Source organism: Pseudomonas sp. MIS38, assembly GCF_019891575.1.
GTDB lineage: Bacteria > Pseudomonadota > Gammaproteobacteria > Pseudomonadales > Pseudomonadaceae > Aquipseudomonas > Aquipseudomonas putida_A.
In genome coordinates this window covers 41,062-59,372 of sequence record NZ_JAFLXF010000017.1, presented here as the reverse complement: position 1 = coordinate 59,372, position 18,311 = coordinate 41,062, and the positions used below count along the sequence as shown (strand labels likewise).

Genomic DNA, 18,311 nt, shown 5'->3' with positions numbered 1-18,311 from the left:
CCCGCCACTAGACTGCGGGCCCGACGGGCCGTCTTATAAACCCTGCTCGACGAATGGAACGGTCAGCGCCAGTGCGCCATCCAGTGCGCCGGCGTCAACACCGCCGCCCTGCGCCATGTCCGGACGACCACCGCCCTTCCCGCCCACTGCCGCAGCAGCCTGTTTCATCAAATCACCGGCTTTGAGTTGGCCAGTCAGGTCCTTGGTTACGCCTGCAACCAGTACGACCTTTTCCTCATGGACACTGCCGAGCAGGATCACTGCGCGGCCGAGTTTGTTTTTCAGCTGATCGACCAGCGCCAGCAGCGCCTTGCCATCCTGACCATCCAGACGTGCGGCCAGAACCTTCACGCCCTTGACGTCGAGTGCCGAGTTCGACAGATCGTCGCCCGCGGCGCTGGCAGCCTTGGCCTGCAACTGCTCGAGTTGCTTTTCCAGCGCGCGGTTGCGCTCCAGCACGGCCGACAGCTTGTCGATCAGATTGTCGCGGCTGCCCTTGACCAGGTTGGCCGCTTCCTTGAGTTGTTCTTCTGCAGCGTTCAAGTAGGCCAGTGCCGCAGCACCGGTGACTGCCTCGATACGACGCACACCCGATGCCACACCGCCTTCGCTGATGATCTTCAGCAGGCCGATGTCGCCGGTACGGTTGGCGTGGATACCGCCACACAGCTCGACGGAGAAATCGCCGCCCATGCTCAGCACGCGCACGTTGTCGCCGTACTTCTCGCCGAACAGCGCCATCGCGCCTTTCTGCTTGGCGGTTTCGATGTCGGTTTCTTCAGTTTCAACTGCGGAGTTCTTGCGGATCTCGGCGTTGACGATGTCTTCCAGCGCTTTGATCTGCTCCGGCTTGATCGCTTCAAAGTGGCTGAAGTCGAAGCGCAGACGCTGGCTATCCACCAACGAACCCTTCTGCTGAACGTGCTCGCCCAGTACCTGACGCAGCGCAGCGTGCAGCAAGTGGGTGGCCGAGTGATTCAGCGAAGTCGCGTGACGCACCTCGGCATCGACATGGGTTTCCACTGGCGCGCCGATGGTCAGACTGCCGGAATCCAGAACACCGTGGTGCAAGAATGCGCCGCCGGTCTTGGTGGTGTCACGGACGTCGAAACGTGCGTTACCGGCCTGGAGGAAACCGCAGTCGCCAATCTGGCCGCCGGACTCAGCGTAGAACGGCGTCTGGTTCAGCACGATCACCGCCTCTTCGCCTTCACTCAAGACGTCGACCGACTGGCCATCTTTATAGATAGCGACGATTTTTGCCGAACCGCTGGTGTCTTTGTAACCGGTGAACTCGGTGGCCACATCAACCTTGACCAGGGTGTTGTAGTCCAGACCGAACGAGCTGGCGGAACGCGCACGAACACGCTGGGCTTCCATTTCACGCTCGAAGCCGACTTCGTCGACGGTCAGGCCGCGCTCGCGAGCGATGTCGGCCGTCAGGTCCATCGGGAAACCGTAGGTGTCGTAGAGTTTGAACACCACGTCGCCTGGCACCACGGTGCCTTTGAGTTCCAGCAGATCCTGTTCGAGAATCTTCAAGCCGTGCTCCAGGGTCTTGGAGAACTGCTCTTCTTCAGCCTTGAGTACGCGCTCGATGTTGCTCTGCTGCTTCTTCAGTTCCGGGAAGGCTTCGCCCATCTCGGCGACCAGTGCAGCGACGATCTTGTAGAAGAAGCTGCCGGTGGCGCCCAGCTTGTTGCCGTGACGGCAGGCGCGACGAATGATCCGGCGCAGCACGTAGCCGCGGCCTTCGTTGGACGGCAGCACGCCGTCGGCGATCAGGAAACCGCACGAACGAATGTGGTCGGACACCACTTTCAGCGACGACTGATCGCCATTTTCGCAGCCGATGGCTTCAGCCGAGGCCTTCAGCAGGTTCTTGAACAGGTCGATGTCGTAGTTGGAATTGACGTGCTGCATCACCGCACTGATCCGCTCCAGGCCCATGCCGGTGTCGACCGACGGCGCTGGCAACGGATGCAACACACCATCGGCGGTGCGGTTGAACTGCATGAACACGTTGTTCCAGATCTCGATGTAACGGTCGCCGTCTTCTTCCGGCGAACCCGGTGGGCCGCCCCAGATGTGGTCGCCGTGATCGTAGAAAATCTCGGTGCATGGGCCGCACGGGCCGGTATCGCCCATGGTCCAGAAGTTGTCGGAGGCGTAAGGCGCGCCTTTGTTGTCGCCGATGCGGATCATGCGCTCGACCGGCACGCCGATCTGCTTGGTCCAGATGTCATACGCTTCGTCATCGGAGGCGTAGACGGTGACCCAGAGTTTTTCCTTCGGCAGTTTCAGGACGCCGGTCAGGAAGGTCCAGGCGAAGGTAATCGCGTCGTGCTTGAAATAATCACCGAAGCTGAAGTTACCGAGCATTTCGAAGAAGGTGTGGTGACGAGCGGTATAACCGACGTTTTCCAGGTCGCTGTTCTTGCCACCGGCACGCACGCACTTCTGGCTGCTGGTTGCGCGGGTGTACGCGCGCTTTTCCTGGCCCAGGAAGCAGTCCTTGAACTGGTTCATCCCCGCGTTGGTGAACAGCAGGGTTGGGTCGTTGCCCGGAATCAAAGAGCTGGAGGCTACACGGGTGTGGCCTTGCTCTTCGAAGAAGCGAAGGAAGGCTTCACGGATTTCTGCGCTTTTCATTAGGTTCTTCCACGGAGGCTGCGGCCAAAGGCCTGTACGAAACGTCAACAGACGAAACGACGGCAAAGGGCCGCATTATATCGGCCCTTCGCGCGGGGTACAGCGTGTTTATACGATAGTAACGGTCAATTGGACGGCTAACGCTGTCACTTGCGCGAAAACTCGACGAATGTCGCGATCACTTGCTCGATTTGCGAGCGACTGACGTCCATGTGCGTGACCATGCGCAAGCGCGCGGCGGCGCTCAACTTGATCCCGCGTTCGGCGGCAAACACCTTGAGCGCTTCGGCCTGATCGCCCATTTGCACGTAGACCATGTTGGTCTGCACCGGCTCGACGCTGAACCCGGCCTCGCGCAAGCCTTCGGCCAAAAACTGTGCGTTGGCATGGTCATCCGCCAGGCGCTCGACGTGGTGATCCAGCGCATACAGCCCCGCCGCCGCGAGCAACCCGGCCTGACGCATGCCGCCGCCGACCATTTTGCGCAGACGCCGGGCCTTGCCGATCATCTGCTCAGTACCACACAGCACCGAACCGACCGGCGCGCCGAGGCCCTTGGACAGGCACACCGATACCGAATCGAAATGTTGCGTAATCTCGCGGGCATCCACCCCAAGCTTGACTGCCGCGTTGTACAGCCGCGCGCCGTCCAGATGCAGGGCCAGACCGTGCTCCCGCGTGAATTGGCGCGCGCGGGCCAGATACTCCAGCGGTAACACTTTGCCCTGCATGGTGTTTTCCAGCGCCAGCAGCCGGGTACGGGCGAAGTGAAAGTCATCGGGCTTGATCGCCGCTGCTACCTGATCCAGATCCAGCGAACCGTCGGCCTGCACTTCCAGCGGCTGCGGCTGGATCGAGCCGAGTACCGCCGCGCCACCCCCTTCGTACTTATAGGTGTGCGCCTGCTGGCCGACGATGTATTCGTCGCCACGTTCGCAGTGCGCCATCAGGCCCAGCAGATTGCTCATGGTGCCAGTCGGCACAAACAGCGCAGCGGCGAACCCCAGGCGACTTGCCAGTTCCGCCTCCAGACGATTGACCGTCGGATCTTCGCCGTACACATCGTCACCGGTGGCCGCCGCCGTCATCGCGTCGAGCATGGCAGGAGTCGGTTGGGTGACGGTGTCGCTGCGAAGATCGATAACGCTCATGAACCTGGCCTCTGGTCAGCAGGGGAAATCCCTTTTCGAAGGTGAATTACTGCGGTCATGGCGCCGATTAATCAACCCTTGAGTGAGAAAAAGCACATTACTTATTGAAAGGACGCAACCCAATGTGGGAGCGGGCTTGCTCGCGAAAGCGGTGTGTCAACCAATCAATTTGCTGACTGACACACCGCCTTCGTCGGAACGCCGCCCGGAGCAAGCCCGCTCCCACAGGTTCTGTGCAAGGCCGGAAAATATGTGATAAAAACGCTGCGCCGCCCGAGAAAGGGCGGCAAAAACGTTCTCAGGGCGGGGTGCAATTCCCCACCGGCGGTAATTGCGCGCAATGCGCATAGCCCGCGAGCGCTTGGCGACGAACACGGCAAAGGCTGTGATCGGCGGCAAGGTCAGCAGACCCGGTGTGATTCCGGGGCCGACGGTCATAGTCCGGATGAAGAGAGAACGGGATTGACACCAAAGGGCCGCCCGCGCGCTTGTGTGCTCGTGCGTACCCTTGAATCCCTTTCAATTCATAACGCCCTGTTTTTCACACAAACAGGAGTCAGAACATGCAACCCACCGCTATCGACAGCAAAAGCAAACACCCTCACGGCGAGCGCGTTGCGTTCATCCAGGCCTGCTGGCACAAGGAAATCGTCGACCAGAGCCGTAAGGGCTTCGTCGCCGAAATGCTGGTTCAGGGTTATCAGGAATCGGACATCGATTTCTTCGAAGTCGGCGGCGCCTTTGAAATGCCCCTGCACGCCAAGCTGCTGGCCAAAACCGGCCGTTATGCCGGCATCGTCGCGGCCGCTCTGGTGGTGGACGGCGGCATCTACCGTCACGAGTTCGTTGCCCAGTCAGTGGTCAGCGGCCTGATGCAGGTGCAGCTGGAAACCGAAGTGCCAGTGTTCTCGGTGTCCCTGACCCCGCATCACTTCCATGCCGGTGAAGAGCATCAGAAATTCTTCTTCGAGCATTTCGTGCACAAGGGTCAGGAAGCGGCGCGGACTTGCGCGGATACGCTGCAGAAGGTTCGTGCGTTGCGTCGCAGTGAGCCGCGTGCGGTCGCCGTCTGATAGACCATGAGTGAGGCTTTTGGTCTCACTCATTCCCCTGTGGGAGCGAGCTTGCTCGCGAAAGCGGACTGACAGCCAACTCAAATGTTGAATGCCAGATTGCATTCGCGAGCAAGCTCGCTCCCACAGGGTTATATATCAGACCGAAAATTGCGTCAGGCGAGATGTTCGTCGGTGGCCGGCACGATCAGGATGCCCGCACGCAAGCCGTTCTTGACCTTGGGATTAGGGAAGATGATCCGCGCACCCGCTTCCTCGATGACCCAGCGGGTATTGGCCAGATCTTCGGCCAGCACATAACCCACATCCAGTTCGGAAAAGTTTTCGATGTCCGCTGGCAGGTTCAGGCGGAACGCATCGCTGTGCTTGATGATTTCCCGGGCGACGCTGAACAACTGCAAACCATCCAGACCCTCTGCAGCCAGATCCGGCTCATTGCCTTCGATGATCTGCTTCAGACGCGTTTCCAGACGTGAAACATCCACCCCTTCGTTCTGCCCGAACGGCCGCGCCTTGCCCAGTTCGAGGGTGAAAGCCTCGGCACCGAGCTTGTCGTAGGTGTAGGAACTGAACACGATCGACGGCTTGTTCTGCAGCAGCACCGCTTCCATCCCGGCGGCGCGCAGACGCGCCAGTTCGCGGCGCGAATGCTGGCGACCTTCCTTCCACGGATACAGCGCGAACTGCTCGATCTTCGAACCACGAATCGCGGTGTGCAGGTCGTAGTGCAGGCGCTGCCGATCCGGCAGGCTGAAGAAGCTCGCCGCCAGCCGTTCCAGCTCGCAGGCGCGGATGGCTTCGGAACCGCTGGTTTGTTCATGCCGGCCGTTGAACAGCCGATTGACGTCCTGCTCGACGAAGCGCTCGCCCTTGCGGATCGCTTCGGGGTTGCCGAACAGGAACAGAATGCGTGCACGCGGCTTCAGATCGCCGCGAGCGATGTCATGCAGCAGCCGATCGAGCAACTCGATCGGCGCTGTTTCATTGCCGTGGATACCTGCCGACAGCAGCAGGTCCAGGCCATTGTCACGCGCTTCGGGTGGCCGGACTTCCAGCGCACCCTCGCTCAACCAGCGCATGCGCACGCCTTCGACAGTCAGTTGAGTCTTCTCCGCCGGTTCGCGGCCGGCGAGGGTCAGTTCAAGCAGTTTGCCGAGGGCGAGCATAGAGCGGTTTCCTTAGTGATCGTGGTTGCAATCCGGGCCGTGCACGTGGTCTTCGTCGTCGCCGACTTCAGCCGGTTCCATTTCCAGTTGCAGACTTACCAGATTAGTTGCCAATGGGCGCAGCAGCAGGTTGGCGTACTCTTCGTCACCTTCCTCGACGTCCACGCCGATCAGCAGTTGGCCACGGCCGTCCTGCTGGATCCACAGCTCTTTGCCTTGCCACATGACCGCGACGCGGGTGCACGAGGTTTGCAGTTGCGTGCCGTCGGTGTCTTCAAGGATCAGCTGCAGGGAATCGCTCATGTTTTTACTCTCTTGGGGAGACAAGCCGCGCGCCGCGTTCAGGCAACGCGCCGGCCATCAATTGATCTGGAATGGATAAACCGCGCCCAGTTTAAGGATTTGCGTCAGTTCATCCAGTGCCGTCCGGCATTCAAGCAGCAACTGCGGGTCCGCCAGATCGGTTTCGCTCAGGCGGTCGCGGTAGTGCTTTTCAACCCATGCGGTCAACGAACCGTACAACGGGGCCGTCATGATAACCCCTGGGTTGACGGCCGCCAGCTCGGTTTCGTTGAGCGCGACGCGCAGTCGCAGGCACGCCGGGCCACCGCCGTTCTGCATGCTCTGCTTGAGGTCGAAGACTTTGACTTCGCGGATCAGCCCGCCGGAGCTGGTCAGACCTTGCAGGTAGTTCCACACGCGCTCGTTGCCACGGCATTCTTCCGGCACGATCAGCAGCATCGAGCCATCAGGACGCGACAGCAACTGGCTGTTGAACAGGTAGGAGCGCACCGCATCGTCCACGGTGACCGCCGAACGCGGCACGCAGACCGACTGGAACTTGCCGCCGACCTTGGCCAGTTTGCCCTGCAACTCGGCCAGCATCTGTTCGGTGTCGAGGAACGCGTCCTCGTGATAGAACAGCACCTCGCCGTTACCCACCGCGATCACGTCGTTGTGGAATACGCCCTGGTCGATCACCGCCGGGTTCTGCTGCGCGTAAACCACGCCTTCGTCACGCAGACCGTGCAGACGCGCTACCGCTTGCGAGGCTTCCAGAGTCTGGCGCGCCGGGTACTTCTGTGGCGCCGGGTAGCGAGTGTCGAACGCACTGCGACCGAACACGAAGAACTCGACACCGGCCTCGCCGTACTCACGGCAGAAACGCGTGTGGTTGGCCGCGCCTTCGTCACCGAACTGCGCCACCGCCGGCAACGCGGCGTGGTGGGCGAAGTGTTGCTGATCGGCGAACATCGCACCGAGCACGCGGCTAGTGGTCGGGTGTTCGATGCTGCGGTGGTATTTGCAGTTGAGGTTGGCGGCGGTGAAATGCACGCGACCGTCAGCGGTGTCGGCACTCGGGCTGACAGTCGCAGCGTTGGCCACCCACATGCTCGATGCCGAGCAACTGGCGACCAGCAACGGCATGGCTTCCTTCGCTGCACGCTCGATCACTTGCGCGTCGGTGCCGCTGAAACCCAGACGGCGCAACGCGGCCACGTCCGGACGCTCCTGCGGCGCCAGCACGCCTTGCTGAAAGCCCATTTCCATCAGCGCTTTCATTTTCGCCAGACCTTGCAGCGCCGCTTCCTTCGGGTTCGAAGACTGCTGGCTGTTGCTCTGGGACGCGACGTTGCCGTAGGACAGACCACCGTAGTTATGGGTCGGCCCCACTAGACCGTCAAAATTGACTTCATAGGATTTCATCAGCGAGGCTCCACGAGAATCTGTTGTTATAGGCTTCAAGTAACAATTCAGTCAGACCGCGTCGCGGCTATCGCGAGCAGGCTCACTCCTACAGGTTTGGCGGTGTTCACACATGCTATGTTCGACACAAATCCTGTAGGAGTGAGCCTGCTCGCGATGGCCGTTACGCCATCTTCACGCCAGGCGTCAGGGCCGCAGGCAACACCAGGCTCGGTGTTTCCAGCGACGCCACCGGGTACGCGCAGTAATCCGCCGCGTAGTAGGCGCTGGCTCGATGGTTGCCCGAAGCCCCGACACCGCCGAACGGCGCGCTGCTCGCCGCACCGGTCAGCTGTTTGTTCCAGTTGACGATACCGGCGCGGCTTTCCAGCCAGAACTGCTGATAACGATCTTCGGAATCCGACAGCAAACCAGCCGCCAAGCCATAAGCGGTGTCGTTGGCCTCAGCGATCGCCGCAGCGAAATCGGCGTAGCGAATCACCTGCAGCAACGGGCCGAACAGTTCTTCGTCCGGGCGCTTGGCCACGGCGGTCACATCCAGAATGCCCGGAGTCAGCAACGCCGATTGCGCTTGCGGCTGAGTCATCGCCAGCAGCGACACCGCGCCATTGGCCAGCAGGTGTTGCTGGGCATCCATCAGCGCTTTCGCCGCGCCAAGGGAAATCACCGAGCCCATGAACGGCGCGGGTTGCTGATCGAACGCACCGACCTCGATGGTCGCGCTGACTTCCACCAGACGCTTGAGCAGGCTGTCGCCCCACGCGCCTTGCGGCACCAGCAGACGACGGGCGCAGGTGCAACGCTGACCGGCGGAGATGAACGCCGACTGAATGATCGTGTACACCGCCGCGTCCAGATCAGCCACCTGATCGACCACCAGCGGGTTGTTGCCACCCATTTCCAAAGCAAGAATCTTGTCCGGACGCCCGGCGAACTGCTGGTGCAGGTGATTGCCGGTGCGGCTCGAACCGGTGAAGAACAGTCCGTCGATGCCCGGGTTCGCCGCCAGCGCGATACCGGTTTCGCGAGCACCTTGCAGCAGGTTCAACACGCCGGCCGGAAGACCGGCTTCGATCCAGCACTTGACCGTCAGCTCGGCGACTTTCGGCGTCAGCTCGCTTGGCTTGAACAGCACGCTGTTACCGGCCAGCAGCGCCGGCACGATGTGCCCGTTCGGCAAATGACCCGGGAAGTTGTAAGGGCCGAACACCGCCACCACACCGTGTGGCTTGTGGCGCAGCACGGCGGTGGCGTCGCCCAGCGGGCCGCTCTTCTCGCCGGTGCGTTCGCGGTAGCTCTGCACCGAGATCGCGATCTTGTTGACCATGCTGGTGACTTCGGTCGCGGCCTCCCACAGGGGCTTGCCGGTTTCCTCACCGATGGTGCGGGCCAGTTCGTCGCTGTGGTTTTTCAGGGCGGCGGCGAAGGCTTCGAGCACGCTGATGCGCTCGTCCAGCGAACGCCGCGCCCAACCCGGAAAGGCCTGACGCGCTGCCTGCACGGCGGACTCGACCTGAGCGGCGGTAGCGCCCTCCCCCGACCACAGCACCTGCTGGGTCACCGGGTTCAGCGACTGAAAGGCTTCGCCCTGACCGGCGAGCCATTCACCTGCGATGTATAGCGAATTCATTATTTCGACTCCCGAGCAGCAGACAACGCCACGGCGCGCACTTGATCGCCGGCGTTGAGTTGAAGACGTTTGGCGGTCAGCGGATCGACCACCAGCGTGCCAGCGGCCAGACGGGCCGGGGCAGCGGTGATGCGGCAGTCTTCGCGCTTGCGGTTATGGATGATGAACGGCGTGGCGTCATCGCCCGGCGTACCGATCGCCAACACCAGCGCTTCGCTGTCGCGGACTGCGCGGATCTTGCTGGTTTCGCACTCGATGGCCGGGCCGGCGTCGAAGATATCGACGTAACCCTGATAGCTGAAACCTTCGCTCTTGAGCATCGCCAGCGCTGGCTCGGTGTCGGGGTGTACCTGACCGATGACGTTGCGCGCATCCGGCGACAGGAAGCAGGTGTACAGCGGGAATTTCGGCATCAGTTCGGCGATGAACGCCTTGTTGCCAACGCCGGTCAGGTAATCGGCCTGACTGAATTCCATCTTGAAGAAGTGCCGACCGAGGCTCTCCCAGAACGGCGAGCGTCCGGCTTCATCGGAGACGCCGCGCATCTCGGCGATGATCTTGTTGCCGAACAGCTCAGGGAACTCGGCGATGAACAGCATGCGCGCCTTGGACAGCATGCGGCCGTTCAGACCGGTGCGGTAATCGGCATGCAGGAACAGCGAGCACAGCTCGGAGTTGCCGGTCAGGTCGTTGGCGAGGAACAGCGTCGGAATCTCGCGATAGATGTTCAGCTCTTGCGAGGCGCTGACGGTCAGGCCGACGCGGAAGTTGTACCACGGCTCACGCAGACCGACCGCGCCGGCGATAGCGGAAATCCCCACCACGCGACCGTTGTCGTCTTCGAGCACGAACAGGTAGTCCGCATCGCCACGGCCGGCTTCGCCGCGAAAGGTCTTCTCGGCCCAGCCGACCCGATGGGTCAGGCGCTCTTCGTTGGCCGGCAAGGTGGTCAGGCCGGTGCCGGTGCTGCGGGCCAGGTCGATCAGCGCGGATAAATCGCTGCTGCGTACGGGACGAACAATCATGCTATCTCCTCAAACGGGCCGCCTTCGCCACCCGTGAAACTCGCTAAGGCGTTAAACCGCCACCAGGCGCACGCTGGCACCTTCACCGACGCCCAGGGCTTCGGCTGCTTCCAGATCCAGGGTCACCGGTTTGCCCGGCGCGTAATCGAGTTCCAGCAGCACCGCGCGGTAATCCTGCAACTGCGCGTTGGCCACCAGATACTGGCGCCCGGCGCCTTTGACCGGCTCGCCGATCTTCACCGGCACTACACGGCTCTGGGCGATCGAACGGATCCCCGAAACACGCGCATGCAGGGTCGGGCCACCGTCGAAAATGTCGATGTAGTGATCGGTCTCGAAGCCTTCGCGCATCAGGATGTCGAAAGTGATCTGCGCACGCGGGTGCACCTGGCCCATCGCTTCTTGAGCGGAATCCGGCAGCAGCGGCACGTAGATCGGGTAATGCGGCATCAGTTCGGCGAGGAACGTGCGGCTCTTCAGGCCACACAGGCGTTCGGCCTCGGCGTAGTTGAGGTCGAAGAAGTTGCGCCCGATCGCGTCCCAGAATGGCGAGTCACCGTTTTCGTCGCTGTAGCCGACGATCTCGGTCACCACCGAATCGGCGAAACGCTCCGGGTGGCTGGCGACGAACAGCAGGCGGCCACGGGAGTTGAGCTCGGCCCACGGCGACCCCACCAGCTCACGCTGCACGTAGAAACTGGTCAGCAAGCTGTTGCCGGTCAGGTCGTGGCATTGCGAAAGCACGTGGATCTTGTTGTGGATTTTCAGCTCGCGGGACGCGTGGACAAAGGTCTCGTTGCGGAAGCTGTAGAACGGCTCGGAGTAACCGGCCGAGGCAACGATGGCCGAGCAGCCGACCAGTTTGCCGGTGGCGGTGTCTTCGAGGACGAAAAAGTAGCTCTCCTCCCCGTTGAAACTCACTTCGGCAGCGAACGAGGCTTCGCTCGCGGCGATCTTGTCGCTCAGACGTTCCACGTCATCCGGCAAGGAAGTGACACCAATCGGACTGTCCGCAGCCAGACGCTGTACCTCGCCCAGATCAGCCATTTGCGCAGGGCGCATCACCAGCATGGTGTCACTCCTTTCTCTTATAAAAATTTACTGAAGAAATAGCCGGGCCTTGTAGGAGTGAGCCCTGTGGTGAGGGGATTTATCCCCGATGGGTTGCGCAGCAGCCCCAAGATTTTGGGGGCCGCTTCGCTGCCCATCGGGGATAAATCCCCTCACCACTAAGGCTGACTCCGACAGTTAAATCTGTCCGGTATCAAAAATTGGGTTCGACGCCCGAATCCTCAGGCGTCGAAGGGTCTATCAGGCTTGCGTCAGTGCTGCTGCCGCGCGTTCGAAGCGGTCTAGGCCGGCATCGATATCGGCGTCTTCCACCACCAGGCTCGGGGCGAAACGGATCACGTCCGGGCCGGCCTGCAGAATCATCAGGCCTTCTTTTTCAGCGGCGTTGAAGATGTCCTTGGCCTTGCCTTTCCAGGCATCGCTCAGCACGCAGCCGATCAACAGACCGAGGCCACGCACCTGAGTGAACAGGCCGTACTTCTCGCCGATCTGCTGCAGGCGGGTCTTGAACTTGTCGTGCTTGGCGTTGACGCCGCTCAGCACCTCGGGGGTGTTGATCACGTCGATCACTGCTTCGGCGACGGCGCACGCCAGCGGGTTACCACCGTAAGTGGTGCCGTGGGTGCCGACGACCAGATGTTTGGCCAGCGCTTCAGTGGTCAGCATCGCGGCGATCGGGAAACCACCGCCCAGGCTCTTGGCGCTGGTCAGGATGTCCGGGGTTACGCCGTAATGCTGATAGGCGAACAGGTGGCCGGTACGGCCCATGCCGGTTTGCACTTCGTCGAACACCAGCAGCGCGTTGTGCGCGTCGCACAGTTCACGGGCACCTTGCAGGTAAGCCAGTTCGGCCGGCAGTACACCGCCCTCGCCCTGGATAGGTTCGAGCACGACCGCACAGGTCTTGTCGGACACCGCCGCTTTCAGCGCGGCCAGATCGTTGTAAGGAACGTGGGTGATGCCGGTGATTTTCGGACCGAAACCGTCGGAGTACTTCGACTGGCCACCGACGTTAACGGTGAACAGGGTACGACCGTGGAAGCTGTTGAGCGCGGCGATGATCTCGTACTTCTCGCTGCCGAAACGGTCGAACGCCACGCGACGGGCCAGCTTGAACGCGGCCTCGTTGGCTTCGGCGCCCGAGTTGCAGAAGAACACGCGCTCGGCGAACGTGGCGTCGATCAGCTTGTGCGCCAGGCGCAGGGCCGGCTCATTGGTGAACACGTTAGACACGTGCCACAGCTTGTTCGCCTGCTCGGTCAAGGCACCGACCAGCGCCGGATGCGCGTGGCCCAATACGTTTACGGCAATCCCGCCGGCGAAGTCGATCAGCTCGCGACCGCTCTGGTCCCAGACGCGGGAACCGGCGCCACGCACCGGAATGAAAGCGGCAGGCGCGTAGTTGGGAACCATTACCTGGTCGAAATCGGCGCGTTGTACCGCAGCGTGCTCAACGGACATCGGAGTCTCCTGAAGAGGAACACCCGCCTGAAACTGGCGAGCGATGGGGGGATTGTAAGGACAGTTTTCAGCCCGGCCTTGCCGCCAAGCGACAACTTCTTATAGCGCAAACCCCGGATTTTCCCGGGTTTACGGCAATGCGACATATAGCGTCGCAAAGGCGCAGTTTAAACTGCACGCCGCCATTTGCGCAGACGTACCGGGGATCTTAATCAAGAGAGTTTTGTGGCGTGCGGTATATATGTACCGCACATCGAATCAACGGCCGGTGTTTGCTAGGGACCTTTCTCCAGGCAAACGGCCTCACCCCATGATTCAAGAAACCACACCCGCCCTCGCGACTCTGCCCGACCCACTGCTGCTACCCAGGCAGGACGCACACTATCAACCGCTGCTCCAGGCCATCCCGACATGGCTGATTCAGGCTGCGGCACACAAGCGCACGGCATTGAAACGGGCCAGTCCGCTGCTGCCCGCCAACCTCAAACAGGCATCACGCACCGAGCATGCAAAACTGCGCGCGCTTAATGCCTCGCACTGGACCGCACACAACCGCGTCGAACGAAGCCTTGCCCGGTTGCAGGACGCCAAAGCGTTCGCCGAACCGCTGCTGCGCGCCGAGATAGAAAACCGTTTTGGCCTCAAACTGGATGTCAGGCAGACCTTCCTGCGCCTGTACCTGCCCGACCATGTTCCGTGGCTGCGCATCAAATCCGGCGCCGCACGCACCTGGACTGTCTCGCTGCTGGACGCCGCGCTGCACAATTTTGAAAGCAGCGAGACCAGCGCTGACGCCTTTGAGTCCGCCTCGGGTTATGTCAGTCAGCCCTCACCTGACGGCCAGTTCAGCGTGTTGCCGAACATCACCAAGGCGATGCCGATCCCAGCCTTCACCCGCCTGTGTCGCGAGCTGGATATCGGCCGCCGCTACAACACTTATCTGCAAGACAATTTGGGCGTCAGCAATCCGCTGGTCGCAGCCGTGCTGCAACCGCAGGTTTGCACGAGTGACAAAGCCGCACTGGTCGCCGCCCTGCAAATGGCCTACATGCAAAAGCTGCTGGGGGCCGATATCCATCGCCTGATTCTCGGGCTGCTCGATGGCTTGCAGCATTTGCGCCTCAATCGTCAGGCGTGGCATTGCCATGCGCTGACGATGATGAAAGTCAGCCTCACCGGCATCGTACTGTTCGCGCCGAATCTTGAAGCTGCAAACGCAACAGCGAGAGTCGTGGTTTACATTCCCGATGACCCGCAACACCCAGTCAAGGAATACGCCAGTTCCGCTGCCTTCGCTGAGGAGCTGGCGCAACGCCTGCGCGATCCGGACTATCAGGTCTTCTTCAGCCGTTTTATCGACCACGCCGAGCGCGGCGCTTTCTTCGGTCAGTTGCGGGCCTTGCTCAGCCCCGTCACCTGGCAACCCGTACCGGCCGGCGATCCACGCCCCACCTGGCGCGAGCATCCGGCCGTGCGGCCTTTTATGCAGATCGTCGCGACCCCGATCCGGGGTGAGCTGTGGGTTTACCTCTACCAGCGCAAGCTCGACAAGATGCTCAACGATGCCCGCGTCATCGCCGTCTCGACGGCCATGGTCGATCGCAAGGCGCGCTGGGCACTCTGGGATTCCTTCACGGACATCGCACAGTCGTTGATCAACCTCGTCGCGTTTGTCGCCTTGCCATTCGTGCCATTTCTCGGCGAGCTGATGCTTGCCTACACGGCCTACCAACTGCTCGACGAGACGTTCGAAAGCATCGTCGACTGGGCCGAAGGACAACCCCGCGAAGCGTTCGCGCATTTGATCGGCGTCGTGGAGTCCATGGTGCAGGTCGGCACTTTCGCCGCCGGCGGCGCTATCGCCGTCAGCGAGTTTCGCGCGCTGTTGCCTGCCGATGTCGTCCAGTTCATCGACCGCTTCATTCCGGTGAAAACGGCCAATGGCAAGACCCGCTACTGGAAACCCGACCTGCGCCCTTACGAGTGGCCCGGCACGCTGCCCAAAGACATCCGAACCGATGCACTGGGCTTGCAAACCCACCAGGGCAAGAGCCTGCTGGCTCTGGAAGACAAGTTGTATGCCGTCAGCCTTGACCCCGAAACGGGCGCCCATCGCATCGATCATCCGACGCGCGCCGAGGCTTACAAACCCGCACTCAGGCACAACACCGCAGGCGCCTGGCAAACCGAAATTGACCAGCCACTGGCTTGGGATCGCGCCACCGTGCTGAGCCGCAGCAGTGCGCAGATGCAGCGCCTTCCCGCCGCTCTGCGGGAGCGCCTGCTGAATATCAGTGGCTGCGAGGAAAACACCCTGCGCCAGATGCACGTCGAGCGCGATCAATTGCCACCCTTACTCAGTGACACGCTGCAGCGCTGGCAGATCGATCAGGACATTCAATTGTTCATCGAGCAGATCGGCAGCCCGCATGCCGAGGATTACCTCAAGGCTGACCCGGCCACCCAACTGCAACTGCTTTTCGACAACGGCGACTGGCCTGCCGACCGAGGCCTGCAACTGATCGACCGTCAAGGCAGAACCCTGTGGCGCAGCCCCGTCGCCGATGTGCCCTTCATACAAATCGAGGGCTCACGACTGGACGATGGCGACCTGCTCAAGACCTGTCTGCAACGCCTGACAGAATCGCAACGAAGGCGGCTATTGAGCGAAGCCCTGCATACGCCCGCCCCCTCGGCCGAGGCCCGCGCAACTAGCCTGCGGCGCAGCGTCGCCGAGCTGGCAAAGCGCAAACGCCAAAGCCTGTTCGAGGATCGATATCGTCAGTTACAGCGCGGCGCCAGCCCGCTGGTACAGGTACTGATGGATGCCGAACCCGGCCTGCCGAAGGCGTTGGCGCAATCGATACTGGAAACGGCAAGTGATGCTGAATACCTGCAATTACAGCGTGGAACACTCTCCGCAAGACTGGTGGTTCTGACCCAGGAAACGGGTCTGCAAGTGCGCGCAACCCGAGCCTTTGAAGGGCTGGAGCTGCAAGCGACAGTCAATAATCTGGATACGGATCGGCTGGCCCTCCACTCGCTGCCACGCTTGCCGGGCTGGTCGCCGTCGATACGAATGGAGCTCAGGCACTACAGCCATAGCGGGCAACTGATCGACAGCCTCGGCGCGCAGGACGCGCTCATTCGCAAGGTGCTGGTACTGACCGAACAGGGCGACTATCAGCCGTTCGACGCTACCGGTGAGTCACTCAGCGCGCCGGGTTCACTGTATTCAAGCCTGCTGCATGCCCTGCCCGATGTAGAACGTTCGGCGCTGAACATCCACATCACGCAAGACCTGCCGCTCAAGCAGCTGATTCGTGACGACGCGCTCGACCGTCAAGCGTTGCTGAACCTGCTGTCGCAAAATCCGATTCGTAAACCCGCTTACGACCCCACCGTGATGCGCCTGCGTGGCGGTACCAGTGGCTATCGGCGCATGCCTACCAATACGCCGACGCTGCACGCCCATGCCCACTGGCTACTGCCGCACTTGCTGCCCGAGGAACTCAATGCATTCGTCGAGCGCCTGCAACGCCATCCGAACGGCCCGCGAACGGAGCTGAGCCGCTTGATCACTGAACGCAACCGCCTCGACGCGGTGCTGAGTCCGTGGACTGAGGGTATTCCCCTCGTTCATCCGCAGTCCGGCGCCCGCCTCACCACCGAGCAATATGCGATCCAGCGTCATCGCCGACGGCAGATGCGGGTCGACATCCTGGACTGCTGGAAGCAGCAGGTTTCCTTGCCGGAGAACACCGAGCAGACCATCGATCTGCGCCTGTCACAGTCAATCATCGGAGAGCTGCCACAACTTGAGGTGAACTTCAGTCACGTGGACTACCTGACCATCGAGGGGATCGGCAGCACTCAGGGTATACACGGTTTTCTGAACTGCTTCTCCGGCTTGCGTCGCCTAGCGCTGCGCAATTTCCAGCTGGGCAACCTGCCGGAGTCGATCAGCCGTTCGCCACAACTGCGCGAGCTGATTCTCAGCGACTGCAGCATCACCCTGACAGCCGAGAGCCAAACCACACTGGCGGCGTTGACTCAGCTGAGAACCCTGGACCTGTTCAGGAACCCGCTCGGACTCACCCCCAATGTCGAAAAAATGCCCCGACTCAATTACATCGATGTGTCGGAGACCGGCATTTCCGAACTGCCACCCGGCCTGCTCACGCGCCCGCTATTGCGCACTGCGCTGCTCAACGACAACCAGATCCGGTCGTTGTCTCCCGCCCTTTTCGAGCTGCCCAACAATGTTCCGGAAGGCTTCGATCTGAGTGGCAATCCGATTGCCAGCGCAGACCGGGAGCGCATCAAACGCCACTTCAACGACACCCGCCAGGACTTCGGCGTAATGGCCGAACAGGCTGATCTGCTGCGCGTACAGGCGCTGTACACACACATGGATCTGGAACAGGCCAGTGAATTTTTCTATCTGCTACCCGGCACCCTGGCCGAGGGTCGAATCGAACTTGCACGACTCGAGCGTGAATACAGCGACTTGAGTAGCAACCTCGCCCACTGGGCGACCGACCACCCGGCCCTGCACCCGATCAGTGGCGAGCCCTTCACGATTGAGCAAGTGCTGAATGAGCACGCCGCACGTCACGAATTCAAATCGCTCATTGAACAGTGCTGGCGCCGGGAAACCGAGCAAGACGAACCGGATCAGAACCTCCAGCCACTGCATGACTTGAACCTGGCGACGATCATCCGCGGCGACTTGCCCGTACTCAATGCCGATTTCAGCCATGTCACGCATCTGTACCTCAGAAGCCTGCCGGGTCAGACGTTTGGAATCGACAGGTTTGTCGAGACGTTTGCCAGCCTCAGAGGACTGACGATTTATCAATATCGGCTTGAACACATTCCGCCGGCGGTGTTTCGCATGGCCAAGCTGACCTATTTGTCGCTTTCACACTGCGAGCTGACGCTCACGCCGCAAAACGCCCTTGAGCTTGCGCAAATGGAGCGCCTCGATCACCTGGACTTGAGTGACAACCCGTTGGGCGAGACGCCGGATGTCAGCCAGATGACTAATCTGCAAACGCTGATGCTGGACAACAGCGGCATCACCAGCCTGCCGCCGGGCTTGCTGCAACTCGAACACCTGGAAATCGCCGACCTGAGCGACAACGCGATCACCCAGGTTCCCAGCGATATCCTGGAGTTGCCAGAAGAGCGTGCGGACAAATTCAGCCTGCGGAGCAATCCGCTCTCTGAGCTGAGCCTGCAACGGCTGATCGCCTACTTCAGAAAGCACCGCATCGATTTTGGCGTGGAAGCCGTCATCGAACGGGCGGAAATGGAGGTGTCCACGTCTGAAGATTCGGGGGTCGATGAGTGACGCTCAGCGGGTTCTGCCG

At 61.2% G+C, this 18,311-nt stretch carries 11 protein-coding genes and 1 riboswitch; of the genes, 2 read left to right on the top strand and 9 right to left on the bottom strand.

Annotation, left to right across the window (positions count from 1 at the left end; genetic code table 11):
• Nucleotides 1-33: 33 nt before the first annotated feature.
• A complete protein-coding gene (gene alaS, locus J1G18_RS19130) occupies nt 34-2,652 on the bottom strand; it encodes an alanine--tRNA ligase (RefSeq protein ID WP_223008280.1) in 2,619 nt (872 codons plus the stop codon).
• 146 nt (nt 2,653-2,798) lie between these two features.
• Nucleotides 2,799-3,803, bottom strand: a complete 1,005-nt coding sequence (gene ltaE, locus J1G18_RS19125; protein WP_223008279.1) for a low-specificity L-threonine aldolase — start codon at nt 3,801-3,803, stop codon at nt 2,799-2,801.
• Nucleotides 3,804-4,093: 290 nt separating this feature from the next.
• Nucleotides 4,094-4,265, top strand: a riboswitch (FMN riboswitch).
• A gap of 101 nt (nt 4,266-4,366) precedes the next feature.
• Between ltaE and J1G18_RS19120 the strand changes: the two genes are divergently transcribed.
• Nucleotides 4,367-4,876, top strand: coding sequence for a 6,7-dimethyl-8-ribityllumazine synthase (locus tag J1G18_RS19120; RefSeq protein ID WP_041066540.1), 510 nt, complete (start codon nt 4,367-4,369; stop codon nt 4,874-4,876).
• Between the two features lie 155 nt (nt 4,877-5,031).
• Here the strand turns inward: J1G18_RS19120 and astE are convergent, their stop codons facing one another.
• From astE to J1G18_RS19085, 7 genes are all read right to left on the bottom strand, one after another.
• Nucleotides 5,032-6,042 carry a succinylglutamate desuccinylase gene (gene astE, locus J1G18_RS19115; RefSeq protein WP_223008278.1) on the bottom strand — a complete coding sequence of 337 codons (1,011 nt, stop codon included), beginning with the start codon at nt 6,040-6,042 and terminating at the stop codon, nt 5,032-5,034.
• A gap of 12 nt (nt 6,043-6,054) precedes the next feature.
• Nucleotides 6,055-6,345: a topoisomerase II gene (locus tag J1G18_RS19110; protein ID WP_134787124.1), complete on the bottom strand. Its 291-nt coding sequence runs from the start codon at nt 6,343-6,345 to the stop codon at nt 6,055-6,057.
• A 57-nt stretch (nt 6,346-6,402) separates the two neighbouring features.
• Nucleotides 6,403-7,749, bottom strand: a complete 1,347-nt coding sequence (gene astB / locus J1G18_RS19105; protein WP_115984193.1) for an N-succinylarginine dihydrolase — start codon at nt 7,747-7,749, stop codon at nt 6,403-6,405.
• Between the two features lie 163 nt (nt 7,750-7,912).
• Nucleotides 7,913-9,382: a succinylglutamate-semialdehyde dehydrogenase gene (gene astD, locus J1G18_RS19100; RefSeq protein WP_167797104.1), complete on the bottom strand. Its 1,470-nt coding sequence runs from the start codon at nt 9,380-9,382 to the stop codon at nt 7,913-7,915.
• A complete protein-coding gene (astA, locus tag J1G18_RS19095; RefSeq protein ID WP_027612638.1) occupies nt 9,379-10,404 on the bottom strand; it encodes an arginine N-succinyltransferase in 1,026 nt (341 codons plus the stop codon). The genes astD and astA overlap by 4 nt, the downstream gene beginning before the upstream one ends.
• A 51-nt stretch (nt 10,405-10,455) precedes the next feature.
• Nucleotides 10,456-11,475, bottom strand: a complete 1,020-nt coding sequence (gene aruF, locus J1G18_RS19090) for an arginine/ornithine succinyltransferase subunit alpha (protein WP_025112905.1) — start codon at nt 11,473-11,475, stop codon at nt 10,456-10,458.
• 240 nt (nt 11,476-11,715) lie between these two features.
• Entirely contained in the window at nt 11,716-12,936 is a 1,221-nt protein-coding gene (locus tag J1G18_RS19085; protein WP_097085830.1) for an aspartate aminotransferase family protein, read from the bottom strand.
• A gap of 310 nt (nt 12,937-13,246) precedes the next feature.
• Here J1G18_RS19085 and J1G18_RS19080 point away from each other — a divergent pair, with 310 nt between their 5' ends.
• The gene (locus tag J1G18_RS19080) at nt 13,247-18,292 is read left to right on the top strand and encodes a dermonecrotic toxin domain-containing protein (RefSeq protein WP_223008277.1); all 5,046 of its coding nucleotides are present in this window, start codon (nt 13,247-13,249) and stop codon (nt 18,290-18,292) included.
• Nucleotides 18,293-18,311: the final 19 nt, after the last annotated feature.